Here is a 22,938-nt window from a genome sequence, read left to right as displayed (position 1 = left end):
CCGAAGTCGTCGGGGACGATGCGGAGTTTCTGCGCGATGCGGGCAAGTGCCTTCCGGTCGGCCGTGTCGAGCGAGTCGCGATCTCTGGCCGGGCCACGCCCGGATGCGGTCCGGGGACGCCGGTCATCCGGCGGGCGCCACCCCGCCGGCCCCGCGCTCCCGGCGGCGGGCCAGGTACGTCCAGGCGGCGAGGAACGGCAGGCCGCCGAGCGCGAGCAGGCCGAAGGTGCCCTCCCCGGACACCTCGAAGACCGCGCCCTCGCCGAGGAAGAGCTGCGCGGCGCACTGGTAGGCGACGTGGAAGCCGATGCCGGCCCAGATGTCGCCGGTCACGGTCCGGAAGACGCCCAGGAGCATCCCGAAGGTGAGGAAGAGGGCGAGCCGGAAGGGCGAGCCGGCCACCCCGACGAGGAGACCGAAGAGCGTGAAGAGCACGGCCTGGACGACGACCGCCCGTCCGGCGGGCAGCGCGGTGAGCAGGTTGCGCTGGACGTAGCCGCGGAACACCAGCTCCTCGGGCAGCGCCTCGTACAGGAAGACGAGGACCACCAGCATCGCCGCCACCCCGGCCACCTCGGCGACGGGCTCCGTGCGCGTGACCTCCACCCGGCCGGTGCCCAGGCACAGCGCGAAGCCCGCGGTGGCGGGCAGCAGCCAGCAGACGGCGCCGAGGAGGAAGCGGCGCGCGGCGGTACGGGACAGGGGCAGCCCGAGTCCGTGCCAGGGGCGGCGGTCCAGCAGCCGGCGGGCGAGGACGACCGCGGGCACGACGAGCACCGCGGTGAGGACGGCGCGGGCGACGTGGGTGGGGCGGTCGTAGTCGTGGCCGAGGGGCGTGCCGTAGAAGACGAACAGCCAGAGCAGCACGGCGGCGGCGAAGACGGCGAGCACGCGCGCCCACGTCCCGAGCAGGGCGGGCGGCTCCTCCGCGGCGTCGTGCGCGGGTCTGTCTCCGGGGTCGGACGGCTGCGCCGGCATGGTCGTGGGCCTCTCTGCGGACGACCGCGCCGGTACGACGCGGGACGCCATCCTGCACCGCCCGCGGGCCCCGGTCACCGTACGGGCCCGGCAATCCCGCCCACCGCGCGTGACCCGAACCCGGAAAACCACGGCGGGCCGCGACCGCGGCCCATCGCGCGGGCACGCGGGGGCGGCCCTACTCGTCCTCGAACAGCCGCAGCCGGTGCGCCACCGCCGCCGCCTCGCCCCGGTTGGAGACCCCGAGCTTGGCCATCAGGTTGGAGACGTGCACGCTCGCCGTCTTCGGCGCGATGAACAGCTCTTCGGCTATCTCGCGGTTGCTCCGCCCCGCCGCCACCCGCCGCAGCACGTCCGTCTCCCGGGCCGTCAGGCCCAGCGACTCCACCGGGTCCGCCGGCGGGCGGGACGCCGGGCCGAGGGGGACGCGGGCGCGGCCGGCGAGGTGTTCCACGGCCTCGCGCAGCGGGGCCGCGCCGAGGCGGACCGCCGTCGCGTGGGCCTCGGCCAGCAGCGGCGCCGCGGCGGCGCGGGCCGCCCCCGAGGCGCCCGCGGCGCCGACGAGCAGTGCCTCGGCCCTGCGGTACGCGATGTGCGCCAGCGTGTGCGGGTGGCCCAGCGGCTCGTACGCCGCCGCGGCCGCGGCCCACGCGCCGGGGTCGACGGTGCCGCGGGCGCGGGTGAGTTCGGCGGCGAAGAGGCGGGACAGCGGCGTCCACAGCGGGCCGGTGGCCGGCAGGTCCGCCGCCGCGTCCGCCAGTCGCGCCACGACCGCCGCGCGCCGCTCCTCCGGCGCGCCCGGCGCCCCGGCGACGTCCGCCGTCAGCCGTGCGCCCGTGGAGAGAAGCTGCCAGACGTACGTCTCCTGGCCGGACATCGGCAGCAGCGCGAGGTGCCGCTCCAGCACGTCGAGCGCCTCCTGCTCCCGGCCGAGCGTCCGCAGCGCGCTCATCTCCACGGCGGCGAACGGCAGTTCGTACTGCGGCTCGCCGTCGTTGCGCCCCCGGTAGCGGCGGGCCGCGGCGATCAGCTCCGGCACGATCCCGAACTCCCCGCGCAGCAGCGCGAGCTGGGCCCGGCGCAGCGCCACCGAGGCGCCGGTGCGGGAGCCGACCGCGAACCGCATCCACTCCTGGCGCACCTGCTCGGCCCGGTCCCACTCGCCCAGCGAGGTCAGCGACTCCACGACGTTGAGCGCGGCGAAGGCGGCGGCGTCGTACAGCCCGCGGCCGTGCATGTCCTTCATGCCGGCGAGGCCGGCCTCGACCGCCTCCGCGGACCGGCCGACCTTCTCCAGCGCGTCGCAGAGGTTGATGTGCGCGCGGCCCAGCTCGCGGAACGCCCCCCGCTGCGCGGCCAGCTCGCGTATCTCGTACAGCTCGGCGATCCAGGCGTCGGAGTCGCCCTTTGCCGAGCGCAGCGTGCACAGCGTGATCCGGGCGCCCAGCTCGACGTCGCCGGCGCCGGCCTGCCGGGCCAGCTCCACCGCCCGCTCGGCGAGCGCCAGCGTGTCCATGCCGGAGGCGTGCAGCAGCTCCCACATCGCCACGTGCGCCAGGATGTCGGCATGGGTGGCGGACGCCGGCAGGTCGTGCACCAGCTCGTGCGCCCGGGTCAGCTCCGCGCGGCCGTCGCCGCGGCCGGCGAGCGCGGTGAGCTTGGAGCGCTCCAGCCAGAACCAGGCGGCGCGCAGCGGGTCCTGCGCCTCGTCCACGACCTTGAGCGCCTTCTTCACGAACTTCAGCGCCGGCTCCCACTGCCCGTCGAGCCGGCCCGCGAAGGCGGCGTGCGCCAGCAGGTCGATCAGGTGCAGCTCGATCTCCTCCGGGCGGCCCCCGCAGCCGCACGCCGGATACGACTCCATCCCGCCCTGCGCCGGCAGCCCGCGGCGCCCCTCCGGCGGCACCTCGTCCCACAGCTCCAACGCCCGCTCCAGCAGCTTGAGCTGCTCGGCGTAGGCGTGCCGGGTGCGGGTCTCGACCACGGCGTGGAGCACGGCGGGCAGGGCCTTGGCGGGCTCGCGCGCGTAGTACCAGTAGCTCGCCAGCCGGGTCGCCCGCTCCTCCGCCGCGACGAGGCCCGGGGCGGCCTCCAGGGCCTCCGCGTACCGCCGGCTGAGCCGGGTGCGCTCGCCGGGCAGCAGGTCGTCGAGGACGGCCTCGCGCAGCAGCGCGTGCCGGAAGCGGTACGCGTCGACGCTGACCTCCTCGTCGGGCACCAGCACGTTCGCCCCCACGGCGGCGCGCAGGCCCTCGATCAGCTCGTCCTCGGCGAGACCGGAGACGACGGCGAGCAGGGCGTGCGGGACGCGCGCGTTCCGTGCGGCGAGGCGCACCACGCGCTGGGCGCCCTCGGGCAGCGCCTCGACCCGTACGAGCAGCAGGTCGCGCAGGGAGTCGCTGAGCCGTCCCGCGTCGTCGCTGAGGGCCAGCTCCTCGACGAAGAAGGGGATGCCCTCGCTGCGCGCGTACACCTCGGCGGTCAGCTCGCGCTCGGGCTCGGCCACGCCGCGGATGCCGGCGAGCTGGCTGCGCACCTCGTCCTCGCTGAGCCGGGCCAGCTCCAGGCGCTGCACGGACCGCAGCCGGTCCAGCTCGGCAAGGAAGGGGCGCAACGGATGGCGGCGGTGGACGTCGTCCGAGCGGTACGTCATGAGGACCACCAGCCGGGAGCCCTGGACCGACCGGACGAGATAGCCGAGCAGTTCGCGGGTGGAGCGGTCCGCCCAGTGCAGGTCCTCCAGGGCCAGCACCACGGTGCGGCCCGCGGCCAGCCGCTCCAGCAGGCCCACGGTCAGCTCGAAGAGGCGGGCGCGGCTGTCCTGGCCGTGCGGCTCCTCGGTGACCGGGCCCAGGTCGGGCAGCAGCCGGGCGAGCGTCGGCTCCTGGCCGGCGGCCAGCTCGGCCAGCTCGGCGCCCAGCTTGCGGTGCAGCATGCGCAGCGCGGTGGCGAACGGCGCGAACGGCAGCCCGTCGGCGCCCAGCTCCAGACAGCCGCCGACGGCGGTGACCGCGCCGGCGCCCTGGGCGGCCTCCAGGAACTCGTCCAGCAGCCGGCTTTTGCCCACGCCTGCCTCGCCGCCCACGAGCAGCACCTGCGGCTCGCCGAGGGCGGCGCGGGCGAGGGCGGCGTCAAGGGTCTTCAACTCGTCATGACGGCCTGCGAACACCGGGCTGATGGATCGGCTCTGCACGCTTTCGAGCATCGCACGCTGCACTGACAGGGAGGAATCGGTTTTCTCACTGTCCGGGCACGGTGGGCAGCTCGGTGAAGACGTCGAAGCGCATGACGGCCGCGATCACCAGCCCGAGCGCGCCGAGCACCAGACCGGCGACGGCCACGGCCCGTACCCACACCACGGGCCGCAGGGAGTTGTCACCGAACGCCGGGCGGACGAGCACCGCGCCGGAGACGATCAGGGCGACGACCGCCGTCAGGCCGTTGAACAGGGCGATGGTGTGCCAGGGGGTGCCGTACGCGGCGGAGATCTGCTCGGCGGCGGTGCCGTTCGCGGATTCGAGCTGGCCGGTCAGCTCCCGGCGGGCGGACACCAGGTCGGCCAGCCAGGTGCCGGTCAGCGAGGCGAAGCCCAGGGCGGCGCCGACGACGGCCGCGGCACCGGCGGCCACGCCGGAGGGGGTGCGGGCGGCCGGGGGCAGCTCGCCGGCCTCGTCGTCGTCCGGGTCGTGGTGGCCGCCGTCGCCCTCGGCGGGGGCGCCGTCGGTGCCGGTGCCGGCGGTGCCGGCGGTGTCGTCGTACGCGGCCTCGTCGGCGGCGTCGGTGGCCTCCGCCGTATCGGCGGCATCCGCGGCCCCGTCGGTGTCGGCCGCGTCAGCGGCGTGGGGGGTCTTCGAAAGTGCACTCATGCCGGGCACCGTAGGGGGCCTGTCTGAGAGGAGTATTAACGGACGGCCGTCTCCCGCGGCAGCCCGATGTGCTCGGCCGCGGCCGGCTCCCCGGACCCCTCGACGCCGATGCGCGGCAGCCGCCGGTCCAGCCAGCCCGGCAGCCACCAGTTGGCCCGCCCCAGCAGGTGCATCAGCGCCGGCACCAGCAGCGTCCGCAGCACGAAGGCGTCCAGCGCCACCGCGGCGGCCAGCGCCACCCCGAACATCGCGATGATCCGGTCCCCGCCCAGCGCGAACGCGGAGAAGACCGCGATCATGATGAGCGCCGCGCAGTTGATCACCCGGCCGGTCTCGGCGAGCCCGACCCGCACCGCCCGCCGGTTGTCGCGGGTGGCCCGCCACTCCTCGTACATCCGGCTGACCAGGAAGACCTGGTAGTCCATCGAGAGCCCGAAGAGCACGGAGATCATGATCACCGGCAGGAACGGCTCGATCGGCCCGGTGGCACCGAGCCCCAGCAGCCCGCTCCCCCAGCCCCACTGGAAGACCGCGACCACCACCCCGAAGGACGACGCCACGGCCAGCACGTTCATCAGCGCGGCCTTCAGCGGTACGCCGACGCTGCGGAACGCCACCAGCAGCAGCAGGCAGCCCAGCGCGATCACGACCCCGCCGAAGAGCGGCAGCTTGCCGACGATCACCTCGGCGAAGTCGTCCTGGCCCGCCGTGATCCCGCCCACGTGCACCTGCACCGACGTGCCGTCGACGGCCTCCGGCAGCACGTCCGAGCGCAGCCGGTCCACCAGGTCCGACGTCGCCTCGTCCTGCGGCGCGGCCTCGGGGGTGACGGTGATCATCCCGGTGCCGCCGCCCTGCCCGTGCACGGCGGCGGTGGCGTCGGCGACGCCCGGCGTGCCGCGCAGCGTCTCGGGCAGCGAGTCGAAGGCCACCCGGTCGCCGGCGCCGTCGAGGTGCGCGACGAGCGTGAGCGGGCCGTTGCTGCCGGGGCCGAAGCTGTCGGCCATCATGTCGTACGCCTGCCTGGTGGTGGCGCCCGCGGGATGGTTGCCCTGGTCGGAGCTGCCCAGGTGGAGCGCGGTGACGGGCAGCGCGAGAACGCCCATCAGCACCAGCGCGAGCGCGCCCAGCAGCCGCGGCCGGCGCTGGACGAAGGCCGCCCAGCGGGCGGCGAGACCGCGCGGCACCTCGGGCCGCGGGCCGTGCTCGACGAGCGCGCGCCGCTCGCGGCGGCTGAGCGCCTTCATGCCGATGACGCCGAGCAGCGCCGGCAGCAGCGTGAGGGAGGCGGCGACGGTGAGCACGACGGTCAGCGAGGCGGCGACGGCGACGCCGTTGAGGAAGTCCAGCCGCAGCACGAGCATGCCGAGCAGCGCGATGCACACGGTGACGCCGGCGAAGACCACCGCCCGCCCGGCCGTGGCCACGGCGCGCTGCGCGGCCTCGCCGACGGGCAGCCCCTCGCGCAGGCCGCGGCGGTGTCTGGTGACGATGAACAGGGCGTAGTCGATGCCGACGCCGAGGCCGATGAGGATGCCGAGCATCGGCGCGAAGTCGGCGACGGCCATGGCGTGGCCGAGGAGGGACACGCACCAGTACGCCGTGCCGACGCCGACCAGCGCGGTCGCGATCGGCAGCGCCATCGCGGCGAGCGAGCCGAACGCGACGAAGAGCACGACGGCCGCCACGACCACCCCGACGGCCTCGCCGTAGTGCACGGTCGGCGCCTGGAGGAGCCCGGCCCCGGGGCCGCCGACGGCGACCTCCAGACCGCCGCCGGCCGCCGTCCCGGCGGTGTCGACGACCTTGCTGACGTCGCCCGGCGCCACGTCGGCCACGGCGGCGTCGTAGGTGACGGTGGCGTACGCCGTACGCCCGTCGGCGCTGACCGCGCCGCCCTCGCCGAGGCCCGTGCCCGTCGCACCGGCGTCGTCCGCGGCGTACGAGCCGTGCGGCCCCGCCACGTCCGCGACCCCCGGCAGCCCGGCGATCTCCACCAGCGCCGCGTCCACCCGCTTCTCGGTCTGCGCGTTGCGCACCCCGTCGTCGTCGTGCCAGACGACGGTGTCCGCGACGCCGTCGAGACCGGGGAACGCCTCGGCCATGAGCACCTGGGCCCGCCCGGACTCGGTGCCGGGGACCTCGTAGTCGTTCGAGTACGCCGGCCCCAGCACGGACGCCGCGACGGCGGCGCCGGCGAAGGCGGCCAGCCAGAGCAGCACGACGACCAGGCGACGACGTAGGCACCACCGGGCGAGTCCGGACACGGGCGGCTCCCTGCGCTATTCGCGATCTTTCAGGGAGTGCCGCCCTCAAAGACTCCTGCACCTGCGCTGCCACTGTTACAGGTGCGGGAGATCGTTTGTCCGAAGAGTGGCTTTTTTCACACGATCAGTCTGCTACGCCCAGCTTCTCCATGATCAGCTCACGGGCCCGGCCCGCGTCCGCCTGGCCGCGGGTGGCCTTCATGACCGCGCCGACCAGCGCACCGGCCGCCTGCACCTTGCCGCCGCGGATCTTGTCCGCGATGCCCGGGTTGGCGGCGATGGCCTCGTCCACGGCGGCGCCGAGGGCGCCCTCGTCCTTGACGATGGCCAGACCGCGGCTGTCCACGACCTCGTCCGGGGTGCCCTCGCCGTCGAGGACGCCGGTGATGACCTGGCGGGCCAGCTTGTCGTTGAGCTTGCCCTCCGCGACCAGCGCCGCCACCCGCGCGACCTGCTCGGGCGTGATCGCCAGCGCGGCCAGCTCGACGCCGTCCTCGTTGGCCCGCCGCGCCAGCTCGCCCATCCACCACTTGCGCGCCGCCCCGGCGTCCGCGCCCGCGTCGATGGTCGCGACGATCGCGCCGATGGCGCCGGCGTTGAGGATGGACTGCATGTCGTGCGCGGAGGCGCCCCACTCCTCGCGCAGCCGGTTGCGGCGCAGCCGCGGCAGCTCCGGCAGCCCGGCGCGCAGCTTCTCCACCCACTCGCGGGCGGGCGCGACGGGGACGAGGTCGGGCTCGGGGAAGTAGCGGTAGTCCTCCGCCTCCTCCTTCGTCCGGCCCGAGGTGGTGGTGCCGGTGTCCTCGTGGAAGTGGCGGGTCTCCTGGACGATCTTCCCGCCGCCGTCGAGGACGCCGGCGTGCCGGACGACCTCGGAGCGCACCGCGCGCTCCACGCTGCGCAGTGAGTTGACGTTCTTCGTCTCGCTGCGGGTGCCGAAGACGGTGGCGCCGGCCGGCATCAGCGACAGGTTCACGTCGCAGCGCATCTGCCCCTGCTCCATGCGGGCCTCGGAGACGCCGAGCGCCTTGATCAGCTCGCGCAGCTCCGCCACGTACGCCTTCGCGACGTCGGGCGCCTTGGCGCCGGCGCCGGTGATCGGCTTGGTGACGATCTCGATCAGCGGGATACCGGCCCGGTTGTAGTCCAGCAGCGAGTGCGAGGCGCCGTGGATCCGGCCGGTGGCGCCGCCGACGTGCGTGGACTTGCCGGTGTCCTCCTCCATGTGGGCGCGCTCGATCTCGACCCGGAAGACCTCGCCGTCGACGTCGACGTCGAGGTAGCCGTCGTACGCGATGGGCTCGTCGTACTGCGAGGTCTGGAAGTTCTTCGGCATGTCCGGATAGAAGTAGTTCTTCCGGGCGAAGCGGCACCAGTCGGCGATCTCGCAGTTCAGCGCCAGGCCGATCTTGACCGCGGACTCCACGCCCGTCGCGTTGACCACCGGCAGCGCACCGGGCAGGCCGAGGCAGACGGGGCAGGTCTGGGTGTTGGGCCCGGCGCCCAGCGCGGTGGCGCAGCCGCAGAACATCTTGGTCTCGGTACCCAGCTCGACGTGGACCTCCAGGCCCAGCACCGGCTCGTACGTCGCGAGGGCGTCCTCGTACGTGACAGTCACAGCTCTCTTCCAGCCTCTCGACCCCGGCGCGGCCCGCTCAGCCGGCGAGGATGTCGTCGTCGTTCCTCCGGCGCAGCTCACGCAGCAGCAGGGCGATGCCGGTGGCCATGGAGGCGGCGGACACGGCGGCGTCGAGCTGGCGCAGCCGGTCGTCCTCGAAGCGCGCCTGCTTCATCTGCTTGGCGATACCGATGGCGCCGAAGAGCGTGGACGCGAGGGAGATGTACAGGCCCGTCTTGGACTTCTTGAAGTCCTTGGCCTTGGCGAACTTGCTCATAGGGCGGGTGCCTCCTCCAGCAGGGGGTGGCCCCACCGGGCGGTGAACGCGGCCTCCACCGCGGCACCGACCCTGTAGAGCCTGTCGTCGGCCATGGCGGGGGCGATGATCTGGAGCCCCACCGGGAGCCCGTCCTCCGGCGCGAGGCCGCAGGGCAGCGACATCGCGGCGTTGCCGGCCAGGTTGGACGGGATGGTGCACAGATCGGCGAGGTACATCGCCATCGGGTCGTCGACCCGCTCGCCGATGGGGAACGCCGTCGTCGGGGTGGTCGGCGAGACGAGCACGTCGACCTGTTCGTAGGCGCGCTCGAAGTCGCGGGTGATCAGGGTGCGGACCTTCTGCGCCGAGCCGTAGTAGGCGTCGTAGTAGCCGGAGCTGAGCGCGTACGTGCCGAGCATGATGCGGCGCTTGACCTCGGGGCCGAAGCCCGCCGCGCGGGTCAGCGAGGTGACCTCCTCGGCGGAGTGCGTGCCGTCGTCGCCGGTGCGCAGCCCGTAGCGCAGGCCGTCGTAGCGGGCGAGGTTCGAGGAGACCTCGGCGGGCGCGATCAGGTAGTACGCCGCGAGCGCCCTGTCGAACGCCGGGCAGGACACCTCCACGACCTCGGCGCCCAGCTCGCGCAGCAGCTCGACGGCCTCGTCGAAGCGCTGCATGACGCCCGCCTGGTAGCCCTCGCCGCGGAACTCCTTGACCACGCCGACGCGCATCCCGGCCACCGAGCCGTTCCGCGCGGCCTCGACCACGGGCGGGACGGGGGCGTCGATGGAGGTGGAGTCCATCGGGTCGTGGCCGGCGAGCACCTCGTGCAGCAGCGCCGCGTCCAGCACGGTGCGGGCGCACGGGCCGCCCTGGTCGAGGCTGGAGGAGAACGCGATCATCCCGTACCGCGAGACGCCGCCGTAGGTCGGCTTGACGCCGACGGTGCCGGTGACGGACGCGGGCTGGCGGATGGAGCCGCCGGTGTCGGTGCCGATGGCCAGCGCCGCCATGTGCGCGGTGATGGCCGCGGACGAGCCGCCGCCGGAGCCGCCGGGGATACGGGTGAGGTCCCACGGGTTGCCGGTGTGGCCGTAGGCGCTGTTCTCGGTGGAGGAGCCCATGGCGAACTCGTCCATGTTGGTCTTGCCGAGGATGACGACGTCGGCTTCCTTCAGCCGCCGGGTCACGGTCGCGTCGTACGGCGGGATCCAGCCCTGGAGCATCTTCGACCCGGCGGTGGTGGGCACGCCCTCGGTGGTGAAGATGTCCTTCAGCGCCAGCGGCACGCCGGCCAGCGGGCCGAGCTTCTCACCGCGCTCGCGCTTGGCGTCCACGGCCCGGGCGCGGGCGAGCGCGCCCTCGCGGTCGACGTGCAGGAAGGCGTGCACCTTCTCGTCCACGGCGTCGATGCGGGCGAGGTGGGCCTCGGCCACCTCGACGGCGGTGAGTTCGCCGGCGGCGATCTTCGCGGCTGTCTCCGCCGCGGTCTGCCTGATGATTGCCGAGCTGTCCGCCACGGTCAGTCCTCCCCCAGGATCTGCGGCACCTTGAAACGCTGCTGCTCCTGCGCGGGCGCGCCGGAGAGCGCCTGCTGCGCGGTCAGGCTGGGCCGGACGGCGTCCGGGCGCATGACGTTCGTCAGGGGCAGCGGGTGGGAGGTCGGCGGTACGTCCTCGCCGGCCACGTCGGCGACGCGGGCGACCGCACCGATGATGGCGTCGAGCTGGCCGGCGAAATGGTCCAGCTCCTCGCCGCTCAGCTCCAGGCGCGCCAGCCGGGCGAGGTGGGCGACCTCCTCGCGCGTGATGCCAGGCATGCGGGTCATCCTCACAGGGTGGTGTGACGGTTTCGGGGCAATCCTATGGGGCGCGGGCCGTTGTGCCCGACCGGGTTTCCCCGGCGGGGCGTTTTGGGCCGTACGCGCGGGCTGCCGGGCCGTACCGCCGACTTCGGCCGCCGCGGCGCGCTACGGCGCCCGCCCGCGGGTCACTTGGCCGGTTTCACCGGCTCCTCCGCCTCGTCCGGCTCCTGCTCGGCCCCGGTCGCCTGACCGGCCGCGGCCGGGAGCGCGGCGCCGGCCGCGGCGGGCAGCGCCCCGGCCCCGACAGGCCCCGGCCCGCGGGCGCGCAGCCACGCCGTGGTCTCCTGCGGCGGCATGGCGGCGGCGACGAGCCAGCCCTGCACGGCGTCGCAGCCGAGGTCGCGCAGGTGCTCCCAGGTCTCGTCGTCCTCGACGCCCTCGGCGACGACCCGCAGGCCGAGTGAGTGCGCGAGGTCGACGGTGCAGCGGACGATCTCCAGGTCCTCCGGGTCGACGGCGAGCCGGGCCACGAACGAGCGGTCGATCTTCAGCTCGCTCACCGGCAGCCGGCGCAGATGGACCAGCGAGGAGTAGCCGGTGCCGAAGTCGTCGAGCGACATCTTCACGCCGTGCCCGGCGAGCCCGGCGAGGGTGTCGGCGGCGCGCTGCGGGTCCTCCAGCAGCACGTGTTCCGTTATCTCCAGTTGCAGCGCGCCGGGCGGCACGCCGTGCCGGGCGAGGCGCGCGGCGACCGCACCCGCGAACCCGGGCGTGTGCACGTCGCGCGGCGAGACGTTGACCGCGACGGGGACCTGGAGGCCGGCGGCGCGCCAGTCGGCCACCTGGGCGAGCGCGGTCTCCAGCACGTACTCGGTGAGCACCGGCATCAGGCCCGAGGTCTCGGCGATGGCGATGAACTCCTCGGGGCTGACGTGCCCGCGCTCCGGGTGCGCCCAGCGGACCAGCGCCTCCAGGCCGACGACGCGGCCGTCGAAGCCGACCTTCGGCTGGTAGTGCAGGGCCACCTCGTGGGCCTGGAGCGCCCGGCGCAGGTCGCCGAGCAGGCCGAGCCGGTCGGGGGTGTTGCCGTCGCGGCGGGCCTCGTAGACCTCCACGCCGCTGCGGTCCCGCTTGGCCTGGTACATCGCCACGTCGGCGCGCTGGAGCAGGCCCTCGGTCTCGGTGGCGTGCTCGGGGTAGACGGCGACGCCGGCGCTGGCCTCCAGCACCAGGCTCATCCCGTCGAGGTCGAGCGGGGAGCCGAGGGCGGCGACGAGCGTACGGGCCACCCGCTGGGCGCTGGTCGCGGAGTCGGTCAGCGGGATGAGCACGGCGAACTCGTCGCCGCCGAGGCGGGCGGCCTCCGCGCCGCGGGGCAGCGCGAGCCGCAGCCGGCCGGCGAGTTGGAGCAGCAGCCGGTCGCCGGCGCGGTGGCCGAGGGTGTCGTTGACGGCGCGGAAGCGGTCGAGGTCGATGAGGACGAGGGCGGCGCGGCGGCCGGTGCTCTCGGCCTCGCCGAGGGCGTGCCGGGTACGTTCCAGCAGCCACTGGCGGTTGGGCAGCCCGGTCAGCGGGTCGCGCAACTGCTCCTCGGCGCGGGCGCGGGCCATCCACAGGCTGGAGTCCAGCGCGATCAGCGGCACCGCGAACAGCGGCAGCAGCACAGGGGTGTTGACGGCCACGACGATGATGAGCGGCGCGATGCCGAGCAGCGCGGCGCCGCCGAGGCCCTGGCGGGTGAGGGCGGCGCGGGCGAGCAGGCCGGGTCCGTCGCGGTGGCCGGGGGTCGCGTACCAGGTGAGCACGCGGGTCACCAGCGCGTACGCCAGCGCGGCGGCGATCAGCTCGGGCAGCGCGTACAGGTCCCAGGAGTCGGGCAGCCAGGGCCGCTCGACCGTCGGGTTCTCCCCGCAGGCCCACAGCACGACGGCGGCCGTCGAGATGCCGAGGATCTCGACGGCGCCGTGCAGCGGCGCCTGGCGGCGGTGCGGGCGGCGCACGACGGCGACGGCGAGGATGACCAGCAGGCTGATGACGGCGGCCGGGATCCAGCCGTAGAGCAGCAGCACGGCGAGGGTGAGCGCGGCGGCGGAGCCGTTGCCGCCGGACCAGCGGTCGCGGCCCGGTGCGACCAGATGGGCGATGAGGACGGCCGTCAGGACGACCAGGCCCCAGCCCGCGGTGCCGCGCGGGAAGAGCGCGTGGCCCTCCCGCAGCCCGTGCAGCACCCCGATGGCGAACACCAGGCCACCGGCGGCCTGCACCAGCCACGGCAGGGCGGGCAGCACCAACCGGCGCAGCACCGGCGCCGGTTCCGTGCTCTCCGTCGGTCGCATCCCGTCCCTCTCACCGCCTCGCGCGCGTCGGCGCGCCCATCCACACTAGGCGGCGAAAGGCCGTCAGGGGCGCCGATCGGCTGCGGTCGCCCGATTGCCCCCGACTCGCCGGGTTTCGGTCACCACTCGAACAAGCCGGGCCCCGGCGGCTACTCGGGCGGTGGCACCGCGGCCTCGCGGGCGGCGTCGGGCCCCTGTTCGAGGAGGACGGCGAAGCCGGCGTCGTCGAGGACGGGGACCTTCAACTGCACGGCCTTGTCGTACTTGGACCCGGGGTTGTCGCCGGAGACGACGAAGTCGGTCTTCTTCGAGACCGAGCCCGTCACCTTCGCGCCGCGGGTCTGGAGCGCCTCCTTCGCGCCGTCGCGGGTGTGCGACTGGAGTGTGCCGGTGACGACGACGGTCAGACCCTCCAGCGGACGCGAACCCTCCGACTCGTCCGCCTCCTCCTCCGTCCGCACGCCCGCCGCGCGCCACCGCTCGACGATCTCGCGGTGCCAGTCCTCGGCGAACCACTGCGTCAGCGAGGCGGCGATGGTGGGCCCGACGCCCTCGGCCGCGGCCAGCTCCTCCTCGCTCGCCGCCATGATCCGGTCGATCGAGCGGAACTCGCGGGCCAGCGCCTCCGCGGCGACCGGCCCGACGTGCCGGATGGACAGCCCCGCGATGACCCGGGCCAGCGGCCGGTCCCTGGCCGCCCGGATGTGCCCGAGCATCAGCTCGGTGTTCTTCTTCGGGTTGCCCTCCTTGTTGGCGAAGAAGGTGACGACCTTCTCCTCGCCGGTCTCCGGGTCGCGCTTGGGCAGGCCGGTGTCCTGGTCCAGGACGTACGACTTGATGGGCAGCAGGTCCTCGACCTTCAGGTCGAACAGGCCGCCCTCGTCCTTCAGCGGCGGCTCCGCCGGCTCCAGCGGCTGGGTGAGCGCGGTGGCGGCGACGTACCCGAAGTTCTCGATGTCCAGGCAGCGGCGGCCGGCCAGGTAGAAGAGCCGCTCGCGGAGCTGGGCCGGGCAGGACCGGGCGTTGGGGCAGCGCAGGTCGACGTCGCCCTCCTTCATGGGCTTGAGCGCCGTGCCGCATTCGGGGCACTCCGCGGGCATCACGAACTCCCGCTCGCTGCCGTCCCTGAGGTCGGTCAGCGGGCCCATGATCTCGGGGATCACGTCACCCGCCTTGCGCAGCGCGACCGTGTCGCCGATGAGCACGCCCTTGGCCCTGACCACGTCCTGGTTGTGCAGGGTGGCGAACTCGACCTCGGAGCCGGCCACCGTCACCGGCTCGACCACGGCGTACGGCGTCACCCGCCCGGTGCGCCCGACGCCGACGCGGATGTCGACCAGCTTGGTGTTGACCTCCTCCGGCGGGAACTTCCACGCGATGGCCCAGCGCGGCGCGCGGGACGTGGAGCCCAGTCGGCCCTGGAGGGCGATCTCGTCGAGCTTGACGACGACGCCGTCGAACTCGTACGCCACGTCGTGGCGGCGGTCGGCGTAGCTCGCGACGTAGGCCCGTACGCCGTCGATGCCGTCGACCACCCTGGTGTACGGCGAGGTGGGCAGGCCCCACTCCTTGAGCAGGTCGTACGCCCCGGAGAGGCGGTCGAGGCGGACGCCCTCGATCTCGCCGATGCCGTGGACCACCATGTGCAGCGGTCGGGAGGCGCTGACCTGGGGGTTCTTCTGGCGCAGCGAACCGGCCGCGGAGTTGCGCGGGTTGGCGAAGGGGGGTTTGCCCTCGGCCACCAGAGCCGCGTTGAGCTGCTGGAACTCGGTGAGCGTGAAGTACACCTCGCCGCGGATCTCGACCAGGTCGGGGACGTTCTCCCCCTCCAGGCGGTGCGGGATCTCGCCGATGGTGCGGATGTTCGGCGTGATGTCCTCGCCGGAGCGGCCGTCGCCGCGGGTGGCGCCGCGGACCAGCCGGCCGTGCTCGTACGTCAGGTTGACCGCGAGGCCGTCGACCTTCAGCTCGCACAGCAGGTGGTACGGCGTGGGGTCCAGCTCCTTGGCCATGCGGTCGGCCCAGGCGTCCAGCTCCTCGTCCGTGAACGCGTTGTCCAGGGAGAGCATCCGGCCGCGGTGCCGGACGGAGGTGAACTCCGTCTCGTACGCCCCGGCGACCTTCTGGGTCGGCGAGTCGGGCGTGACCAGCTCGGGGTGCTCCTCCTCCAGCGCCTCCAGCTCCCGCAGCAGCTTGTCGAAGTCGGCGTCGCTGATGACGGGCGTCGTCACGTAGTACCTGAAGCGGTGCTCCTCGATCTGCTCGGCCAGCAGCCGATGCCGCTCACGCGCCACGCTGTCCGTACTCACACCGGGCCTCCCGTTCTCACTCCGGGTCCCGGGCGAGGGACCCCGCGGCACGGACGCAGTGGGCGAGGGCCCGGCGGGCGTACTCCGGGTCGGCGCCCGCGAGGCCGCACGCCGGAGTGATCGCCACGGTGCCGGCGAGCGCCTGCGGCGGCAGCCCCAACCTGCGCCAAAGCGTCCTAACACCCCCGACGCTACCTGCCGGGTCTGACATCGGACCCGCACCTGCGGGCGTGCCCGCCGACGCGTTTCCGGTGGCCGGCACGACGCCCGCGAAGAGCCCGAGCCCGCCCTCCACGGCCTCGCCGATCTGCTCGTCCTGGCGTTCGGTCAGCAGCCCCGCGTCGTACGACACGGCCGCGGCCCCCGCGCGGTGCAGCAGCGCGAAGGGCACGTCCGGGGCGCAGGAGTGGACGACGACCGGGGTGCCGGCGGGGCCGGTGGCGCCGACCGCACCGATGACGTCGCCCAGGGTGCCCTCGACCACCGCGCGGTCCACGGCCCGGTAGGTGCGGTAGCCGCTGGCGGTGGCGATGCGGCCGGTGAGCACGGCGGTGACCGACGGCTCGTCGAGCTGGAGCACCACCTCGGCGCCGGGCACCCGGCGGCGTACCTCCGCCAGATGGGCGCGCAGCCCCTCGGCGAGCGAGGCGGCCAGGTCGCGGCAGGCGCCGGGGTCGCGCAGCGCGGCCTCGCCGCCGCGCAGCTCCAGCGCGGCGGCCAGCGTCCACGGCCCGGTGGCCTGGACCTTCAGCGGGCCGGTGTGGCCCTGGGTGAACTCCTCCAGCGCGTCCAGGTCCTCGCCCAGCCAGGAGCGCGCCCTGCGGCTGTCCATGCCCGGCCGGTCGGCGATGCGCCAGCCGCTGGGCTGGAGGTGCGCGTAGACGTCGACGAGCATCCCGGCGCTGCGGCCGACCATGTCGGCGCCGGGCCCGCGCGCGGGCAGTTCGGGCAGGAACGGGAAGTCGCCGACCTCGCCGGTCACGGTGCGCGCGGTCTCCCGCGCGTCTTCGCCGGGCATGGACCCCACGCCGGTCGCGGCACCTGCACCCCACGGGCGCGTCGCTGTCTCAGTCACGAGGGTGAGGGTATGCCGACGCCGCGCCCCCGCGGCCCCGCGGGTGTCCGGCCGTGCCGCCCGCCTACGGGCCGGGGCGTACGGAGACGTCGGTGATCTGGGCGTCGCGCGGCAGGTCCAGGGCCGTCAGCAGGGTCGTCGCCACCGACTCCGGGTCGATCCAGCGCCCCGGCTCGTACTCCCGGCCCTCCTGGCGGTGCACCTTGGCCTGCATCGGCGTGGCCGTGCGGCCCGGGTAGACGGTGGTGACCCGGACGCCGCTGCCGGCCTCCTCGGCGCGCAGGGCGTCGGCCAGCGCCTTCAGCCCGTGCTTGCTCGCGCCGTACGCGCCCCACCCGGGCCCCGCGCTCAGCCCGGCGCCGGAGTTGACGAACACGACGTGCCCCCGCGCCGCCCGCAGCCGCGGCAGCAGCAGCCGGGTCAGCTCGGCGGGCCCGGTGAGGTTGACCGCCAGCGTCTCGTCCCAGACCTTCGGGGTGGTCTCCGCGACAGGGCCCAGCTCCACCACGCCCGCGACGTGCACCAGCGAGTCGAGCCGGGCCGGCAGCTCCTGCCCCGCCAGCGCGCCGGCCAGGCCGCCCGGCTCGCCGAGGTCGGCCACGACGGTGCGCGCCCCGGGGAAGCGCTCCGCAAGCTCCGCGGCGCGGGCCTCGCTGCGCACGAGGAACCAGAGGCCGTCGGCGGGCCCGCGCGCGGCCAGCCGGCGCGCCAGCGCCTCGCCGATGCCGGAGGCGGCGCCGGTGATCAGGTGTGCGGTGGACGGGGCGGCAGGGGTGGTCTCGCTCATGCGGCCATCCTGTCATCGCACCGGATGCGTCTCCAGATACGTCATGGCGGCCTCCGGGTCGTCGGCGAAGAACATCAGCTCCGTCAGCGGCAGCGGCAGGAACCCCTCCGCCTCCATCCGCCGGAACTGCTCGTGCAGCCCGTCGTAGTACCCCGCGCTGTTGAGCAGCACCACCGGCTTGGTGTGCAGCCCGTGCTTCTTCAGCTCCAGGATCTCCGTGGCCTCGTCCAGCGTGCCGGTGCCGCCGACCAGGATCACGATCGCGTCGGAGCGGGTGAGCAGCTCCGCCTTGCGCTCGGCGAGGTCCCGGGCGATCACCATCTCGTCGGCGCCCTCGCGCGCCTGGTCGGCCAGGAAGGTCACCGAGACCCCGACGAGCCGGCCGCCGTGCTCCTGCACGCCGTCGGCGACCACCTTCATCAGTCCCACGTCCGACCCGCCCCACACCAGCGTGTGCCCGCGCTTGCCCAGCAGCCCGGCGAACTGCCGGGCGGGCGCCGTGTAGCGCTCGTCGAGGTCGGCCGCGGAGAGGAAGACGCAGATGTTCATGCATGACACCGTACGCGCGGGACCCGGCACCCCGGACCGGCGGGTTTCGGCCGCGCGGCCGCTCGGTATATGAAGAAGCCGGTCCCGCACGCGGGCCCCGGACGCCCGAGGAGTACGTATGACGCAGCGCACCACCACCTCGGCCGACGGCACGCCCGTCGCGTACGAGACGCTGGGCGACGGTCCGCCCGTCGTCCTGGTCCAGGGCGCCCTGTGCGCCCGTACGGCCGACGCCCCGCTGGCCGAACTGCTCGCCGGCCGCCGCACCGCGGTCCTCTACGACCGCCGCGGCCGGGGCGGAAGCGGCGACGCCACCGCGGGCCGCATCCCGCCGACGGGGGTCGCCGAGCGGGAGGTCGAGGACCTGGCCGCGGTGATCGAAGCGGTCGGCGGCAGCGCGGTGGTGTACGGCATGTCCTCGGGGGCGGCGCTGGCGCTCCGCGCGGGGGCGGCCGGGCTGCCGATCACCCGCCTCGCGGTCTACGAGCCGCCGTTCCGGGCCGGCGACGGCGGCGACGAGGAGTACGACGCGGGCGTCGCCCGGCTGCACGAACTGCTCGCCGCCGGCGACCGGGACGGCGCGGTGACGCACTTCATCGGCGGCGTGGGTGCGCCGCCGGAGGCGATCCGGGAGATGAAGGCCACGTCCCTGTGGGCGGAGTTCACCGCGCTGGCGCCCACCCTCGCGTACGACTACGACGTGCTCGGCGACGGCCGGGTGCCCGCCGGGCGGCTGGCGGGCGTGAGCGTGCCGGTGCTCGCGCTGGCGGGCGGCGCGAGCTGGGAGTGGATCCAGGACGCGGCGCGCACGGTGGCGGACACCGTGCGCGACGGCCGCTTCGCGCTGCTGGAGGGGCAGACGCACGAGGTGGCGCCGGAGGCGGTGGCGCCGGTGCTGACCGAGTTCTTCGCGGCGTAGCAGGCGGTACGGGCCACGGGCCGGGCGTGGCCGGCGGTACGGGCCCGGGCGTCGGCTACGCCACCGGTGCGCCCGCGCGCCGGGTGCTCGCGATCGTCGCCGACCCGACCACGCGGGTGCCGTCGTACAGCACCACCGCCTGCCCCGGCGCCACCCCCCGCACCGGCTCCGCGAAGCTCACCCGCAGCTCGGCGCCGACGACCTCGGCGGTCACCGCCGTCTCGCCGCCGTGCGCGCGCAGTTGCGCGGTGTACGCGCCCGGCCCGGCCGGCGGCGTACCGCACCAGCGCGGCGAGAGCGCCGTCAGCGCCTCGACGTCCAGGGACGCGGCGGGGCCGACGGTGACGGTGTTGTCCACGGGCGAGATGTCGAGCACGTAGCGGGGCCGGCCGTCGGGGGCCGGGTGGCCGAGCGCCAGCCCCTTGCGCTGGCCCACGGTGAAGCCGTACGCGCCGGAGTGGGTGCCGACGCGGGTGCCGGACTCGTCGACGACGTCGCCCTCGGCGGCGCCGAGGCGGCGGGCGAGGAAGCCCTGGGTGTCGCCGTCGGCGATGAAGCAGATGTCGTGGCTGTCGGGCTTCTCGGCCACGAACAGCCCGCGCTCCGCGGCCTCGGCGCGGATCTCGGCCTTGGTGGTCTCGGTGTCGCCGAGCGGGAACATGGCGTGCGCGAGCTGGCGCTCGTCGAGCACGCCGAGGACGTACGACTGGTCCTTGGCCGCGTCCGCGGCGCGGTGCAGCTCGCGGCTGCCGTCGGCGCGGGTGAGGACCTTGGCGTAGTGGCCGGTGCACACCGCGTCGAAGCCGAGGGCCAGCGCCTTGTCCAGCAGCGCGGCGAACTTGATCTTCTCGTTGCAGCGCAGGCAGGGGTTGGGCGTGCGGCCCGCGGCGTACTCGCTGACGAAGTCCTCCACGACGTCCTCGCGGAACCGCTCGGCGAGGTCCCAGACGTAGAACGGGATGCCGATGACGTCGGCGGCGCGACGGGCGTCGTGCGAGTCCTCGACGGTGCAGCAGCCGCGGGCACCGGTGCGGAAGGACTTGGGGTTGGCGGAGAGCGCGAGGTGCACCCCGGTGACGTCGTGCCCCGCCGCCGCGGCGCGGGCGGCGGCGACGGCGGAGTCCACGCCGCCGGACATGGCGGCGAGGACCTTCAGACGGGCGGGGCGGGCCGCGTGTGTCGCTGGTGGTGTCATAGCCACTCCAGGGTAACGAGGCCGCGGCGCGGAACCGTCCGGTGGCCGGAGGCGTTGGCCGATCGAGACCGAACGAGAAGGAACCACCGCATGCCGACGACGGACGGCGAGGACCCCGGGCACGGGCCGGGCGGCCCGGAGCACGGGGCGGGCGAGCCCCGCGCGGACGCCGGGCGGCCCGCGGAGAGCGCGCTGCCCCGCCGCTCCAGCCGCCGCGCCGTGCTCGCCGCCCTCGGCGTGGGCGCCGTCGGCGCCGGCCTCGGCTGGGCCGGGTTCGAGCAGCTCAGGCGCGTGTGGTGGCAGGTGCCCGGCATCGACAAACCGCGCAAGCCGGGCGAGCTGGACTACGCCGCCGCCGGCTGGGCCGGCGCCTCGGAGGCGAACTGGCGCCGCGCCGACCGCCCCGCGGACTACGGCATCGACCGCGTCGTCATCCACGTCACCGAGGGCAGCTACGCGGTGGCCCTCCAGGTCTTCAGCGACCCCGGCCACGGGGCCGCCACCCACTACGTCGTACGGGCCGAGGACGGGCACGTGGCGCAGACGGTGCGCGAGCTGGACGTCGCGTTCCACGCGGGCAACCGCGAGTGGAACGAGCGCAGCGTCGGCATCGAGCACGAGGGCTTCGTGGACCGCCCGGAGACGCTGACCGACGTCATGTACCGCTCGTCGGCGAAGCTGACCGCGGACATCTGCCGGCGCTACGACATCCCCGTGGACCGGGAGCACATCGTCGGCCACAACGAGGTGCCCGAGGCCACGCACACCGACCCCGGGCCGCACTGGGACTGGCGGCGGTACATGCGGCTGGTGCGCGAGGCGCACGCCGCCGCGGACCGCGAGGCGAGCACACGCCCGGCGCGCGACTCCTGAACCCCCCGGAACCCCGGCAAGGCTCCGCTACGGACCACACCGCCCCGCGCCGCCCGCGCCCGCGCCGTCGCGGGCCAGGCCGGCCCCGGGTCAGGTCAGCCCGGCCGCGCGGGCCCGCTCCACCGCCGGGCCGATCGCCGCCGCCAGCGCCGCCACGTCCGCCTCCGTCGTCGTGTGCCCCAGCGAGAACCGCAGCGTGCCCCGCGCGAGGTCCGCGTCCGCCCCCGCGGCGAGCAGCACGTGGCTGGGCTGCGCGACGCCCGCGGTGCACGCGGAGCCGGTGGAGCACGCGATGCCCTGGGCGTCCAGGAGCAGCAGCAGGGAGTCGCCCTCGCAGCCGGGGAAGGAGAAGTGCGCGTTGGCCGGGAGCCGCCCGGCCGGGTCGGGGTCGCCGTTGAGCACCGCGTCGGGCACCGCGGCGCGTACCGCGGCCACCAGGCCGTCGCGCAGCGCACCGACCTCGGCGGCGAACTCCGTGCGCCGCCCGGCGGCCAGCTCCGCCGCCACCGCGAACGCCGCGACCGCCGGCACGTCCAGCGTGCCGGAGCGCACCTCGCGCTCCTGGCCGCCGCCGTGCAGGAGCGGCTCGGGCGCGTGCTGCCGGCCGAGCAGCAGGGCCCCGATGCCGTACGGGCCGCCGATCTTGTGCCCGGTCAGCGTCAGGGCGGCCAGTCCCGAGCCGCCGAAGTCGACCTCGGCCTGGCCCGCGGCCTGCACGGCGTCGGCGTGCATCGGCACGCCGTACTCCCGCGCCACCGCGGCGAGTTCGGCGACGGGCATGACCGTGCCGATCTCGTTGTTGGCCCACATCACGGTGACCAGCGCCACGTCGCCCGCGCCCCCGCCGGGCCCGCGCTCCAGCGCGGCGCGCAGCGCGTCGGGGTGCACCCGGCCGTGGGTGTCGACGGGCAGCCAGTCGACGGTGGCGCCCTCGTGCTTCTGGAGCCAGTGCACGGCGTCCAGCACCGCGTGGTGCTCGACGGGGCTGGCCAGTACCCGGGTACGGGCGGGGTCCTCGGCGCGCCGGGACCAGTACAGGCCCTTGACCGCCAGGTTGTCCGCCTCGGTGCCGCCGGAGGTGAAGACCACCTCGCTGGGCCGGGCGCCGAAGGCGGCGGCCAGCCGCTCCCGGGACTCCTCGACCGCGCGCCGGGCGCGCCGGCCCGCGGCGTGCAGCGACGAGGCGTTGCCGGTGACGGTGAGGCGTTCGGTCATGGCCCGCACCGCCTCGGGGAGCATCGGGGTGGTGGCGGCGTGGTCGAGGTAGACAGCCTGGTCCATGGTGGTCCCGATTCTACGGCGCCCGCCGCGCCCGCCGAACGCCGCCTTCCGGCCCCGCGGGCGGGCGCCCCGGCCGGTACCGCGGCGCCCTCCGGCCCGTAGCGCGGCGGTCCGGCGGCCCGTACCGCGGTCACCGGACGGGCCCGCGCCCTCTCAGCCCTCCCCCGCCGCCCTGCTGCGCCGCTGCCAGGCGCGCGGGGCCCGCCAGCGAAAGCGCAGCGCCAGCAGCCGCAGCACGAACGCCAGCGCCGCCGCGGCCGTCGCCGAGGCGGGCCCGACCTGGTCGAAGCGGATCAGCAGCGCGGTGGCCGCCGCGCCGACCAGCGCCGGCACCGCGTACATCTCCCGGTCCCAGCGCAGCAGCGAGGGCACCTCGCCGGCGAGCAGGTCGCGCACCACGCCGCCGCCGGCCGCGCTGGTCAGCCCGAGGACCGCGGCGGAGGTGAGGCCGAGCCCGTACTCGTACGCCTTGAGCGTGCCCGTGACGCAGAACAGCCCGAGGCCCGCGGCGTCGAAGACCATGACCGCGCTGGTGATCCGCTCCACCTCGGGGTGGAGGAAGACGACCAGCAGCGCGGCGACGAGCGGCGTCAGCAGGTACCCCGGCTCGGTGAACGCGGCCGGGGGCACCGCGCCGATCACCAGGTCCCGCAGCAGCCCGCCGCCGAGCCCGGTGGCCAGCGCGAGCACGGCGATGCCGACGACGTCGAAGTTCTTCCGGACCGCGAGCAGCGCACCGGAGATCCCGAAGACGAAGATCCCCGCGAGGTCCAGCCAGTGCTGGAGGGACGGGGTGAACAGCTCGTCGGACACCACGGCCCCGCT

Annotated in this window: 18 protein-coding genes; 2 read left to right on the top strand and 16 right to left on the bottom strand. The window is 75.0% G+C overall.

The window, feature by feature from the left end; all coding sequences use genetic code 11:
- Positions 1–123: 123 nt before the first annotated feature.
- The 13 genes from QBL21_RS08385 to QBL21_RS08325 all read right to left on the bottom strand — a co-directional run bounded on the left by QBL21_RS08385 (position 124) and on the right by QBL21_RS08325 (position 17,845).
- Positions 124–978 carry a CPBP family intramembrane glutamic endopeptidase gene (locus QBL21_RS08385; RefSeq protein ID WP_407561383.1) on the bottom strand — a complete coding sequence of 285 codons (855 nt, stop codon included), beginning with the start codon at positions 976–978 and terminating at the stop codon, positions 124–126.
- 178 nt (positions 979–1,156) lie between these two features.
- Positions 1,157–4,183, bottom strand: coding sequence for a helix-turn-helix transcriptional regulator (locus QBL21_RS08380; protein ID WP_407561382.1), 3,027 nt, complete (start codon positions 4,181–4,183; stop codon positions 1,157–1,159).
- A 34-nt stretch (positions 4,184–4,217) separates the two neighbouring features.
- A complete protein-coding gene (locus tag QBL21_RS08375) occupies positions 4,218–4,844 on the bottom strand; it encodes a hypothetical protein (RefSeq protein ID WP_407561381.1) in 627 nt (208 codons plus the stop codon).
- A gap of 35 nt (positions 4,845–4,879) precedes the next feature.
- Positions 4,880–7,111 (bottom strand): MMPL family transporter, encoded by a 2,232-nt coding sequence (locus tag QBL21_RS08370; RefSeq protein WP_407561380.1) that lies wholly within the window; start codon positions 7,109–7,111, stop codon positions 4,880–4,882.
- A gap of 124 nt (positions 7,112–7,235) precedes the next feature.
- A complete protein-coding gene (gene gatB / locus QBL21_RS08365; RefSeq protein WP_407561379.1) occupies positions 7,236–8,729 on the bottom strand; it encodes an Asp-tRNA(Asn)/Glu-tRNA(Gln) amidotransferase subunit GatB in 1,494 nt (497 codons plus the stop codon).
- A gap of 37 nt (positions 8,730–8,766) precedes the next feature.
- A complete protein-coding gene (locus QBL21_RS08360) occupies positions 8,767–9,006 on the bottom strand; it encodes a hypothetical protein (protein WP_407561378.1) in 240 nt (79 codons plus the stop codon).
- Positions 9,003–10,511: an Asp-tRNA(Asn)/Glu-tRNA(Gln) amidotransferase subunit GatA gene (gene gatA, locus QBL21_RS08355; protein ID WP_407566347.1), complete on the bottom strand. Its 1,509-nt coding sequence runs from the start codon at positions 10,509–10,511 to the stop codon at positions 9,003–9,005. Before gatA ends, QBL21_RS08360 begins: the two co-directional genes overlap by 4 nt.
- The gene (gene gatC, locus QBL21_RS08350) at positions 10,508–10,804 is read right to left on the bottom strand and encodes an Asp-tRNA(Asn)/Glu-tRNA(Gln) amidotransferase subunit GatC (protein ID WP_407561377.1); all 297 of its coding nucleotides are present in this window, start codon (positions 10,802–10,804) and stop codon (positions 10,508–10,510) included. Before gatC ends, gatA begins: the two co-directional genes overlap by 4 nt.
- A gap of 170 nt (positions 10,805–10,974) precedes the next feature.
- Positions 10,975–13,125 (bottom strand): putative bifunctional diguanylate cyclase/phosphodiesterase, encoded by a 2,151-nt coding sequence (locus QBL21_RS08345; RefSeq protein ID WP_407561375.1) that lies wholly within the window; start codon positions 13,123–13,125, stop codon positions 10,975–10,977.
- A gap of 149 nt (positions 13,126–13,274) precedes the next feature.
- Positions 13,275–15,434, bottom strand: coding sequence for an NAD-dependent DNA ligase LigA (gene ligA / locus QBL21_RS08340; protein WP_407561374.1), 2,160 nt, complete (start codon positions 15,432–15,434; stop codon positions 13,275–13,277).
- Between the two features lie 16 nt (positions 15,435–15,450).
- Positions 15,451–16,509, bottom strand: a complete 1,059-nt coding sequence (locus QBL21_RS08335; RefSeq protein ID WP_407561373.1) for a methionine synthase — start codon at positions 16,507–16,509, stop codon at positions 15,451–15,453.
- A 64-nt stretch (positions 16,510–16,573) separates the two neighbouring features.
- Positions 16,574–17,296: an SDR family oxidoreductase gene (locus tag QBL21_RS08330; protein ID WP_407561372.1), complete on the bottom strand. Its 723-nt coding sequence runs from the start codon at positions 17,294–17,296 to the stop codon at positions 16,574–16,576.
- A 12-nt stretch (positions 17,297–17,308) separates the two neighbouring features.
- Positions 17,309–17,845, bottom strand: coding sequence for a TIGR00730 family Rossman fold protein (locus tag QBL21_RS08325; protein ID WP_407561371.1), 537 nt, complete (start codon positions 17,843–17,845; stop codon positions 17,309–17,311).
- A gap of 118 nt (positions 17,846–17,963) precedes the next feature.
- Here QBL21_RS08325 and QBL21_RS08320 point away from each other — a divergent pair, with 118 nt between their 5' ends.
- On the top strand, positions 17,964–18,764 hold the full coding sequence (locus QBL21_RS08320; RefSeq protein WP_407561370.1) for an alpha/beta fold hydrolase: 801 nt from the start codon (positions 17,964–17,966) through the stop codon (positions 18,762–18,764).
- A gap of 55 nt (positions 18,765–18,819) precedes the next feature.
- Here QBL21_RS08320 and mnmA read toward each other — a convergent pair whose 3' ends face one another.
- Positions 18,820–19,959 (bottom strand): tRNA 2-thiouridine(34) synthase MnmA, encoded by a 1,140-nt coding sequence (gene mnmA, locus QBL21_RS08315; protein WP_407561369.1) that lies wholly within the window; start codon positions 19,957–19,959, stop codon positions 18,820–18,822.
- A gap of 90 nt (positions 19,960–20,049) precedes the next feature.
- Between mnmA and QBL21_RS08310 the strand changes: the two genes are divergently transcribed.
- Positions 20,050–20,832: an N-acetylmuramoyl-L-alanine amidase gene (locus QBL21_RS08310; RefSeq protein WP_407561368.1), complete on the top strand. Its 783-nt coding sequence runs from the start codon at positions 20,050–20,052 to the stop codon at positions 20,830–20,832.
- 90 nt (positions 20,833–20,922) lie between these two features.
- Here QBL21_RS08310 and QBL21_RS08305 read toward each other — a convergent pair whose 3' ends face one another.
- Both QBL21_RS08305 and QBL21_RS08300 read right to left on the bottom strand, forming a co-directional pair.
- Positions 20,923–22,113, bottom strand: coding sequence for a cysteine desulfurase family protein (locus QBL21_RS08305; protein WP_407561367.1), 1,191 nt, complete (start codon positions 22,111–22,113; stop codon positions 20,923–20,925).
- 153 nt (positions 22,114–22,266) lie between these two features.
- A complete protein-coding gene (locus QBL21_RS08300) occupies positions 22,267–22,926 on the bottom strand; it encodes a trimeric intracellular cation channel family protein (RefSeq protein ID WP_407561366.1) in 660 nt (219 codons plus the stop codon).
- Positions 22,927–22,938: the final 12 nt, after the last annotated feature.

This window comes from Streptomyces sp. 184 (genome assembly GCF_045781775.1).
Lineage (GTDB): Bacteria > Actinomycetota > Actinomycetes > Streptomycetales > Streptomycetaceae > Streptomyces.
This window is presented reverse-complemented; position numbering and strand designations above follow the sequence as displayed.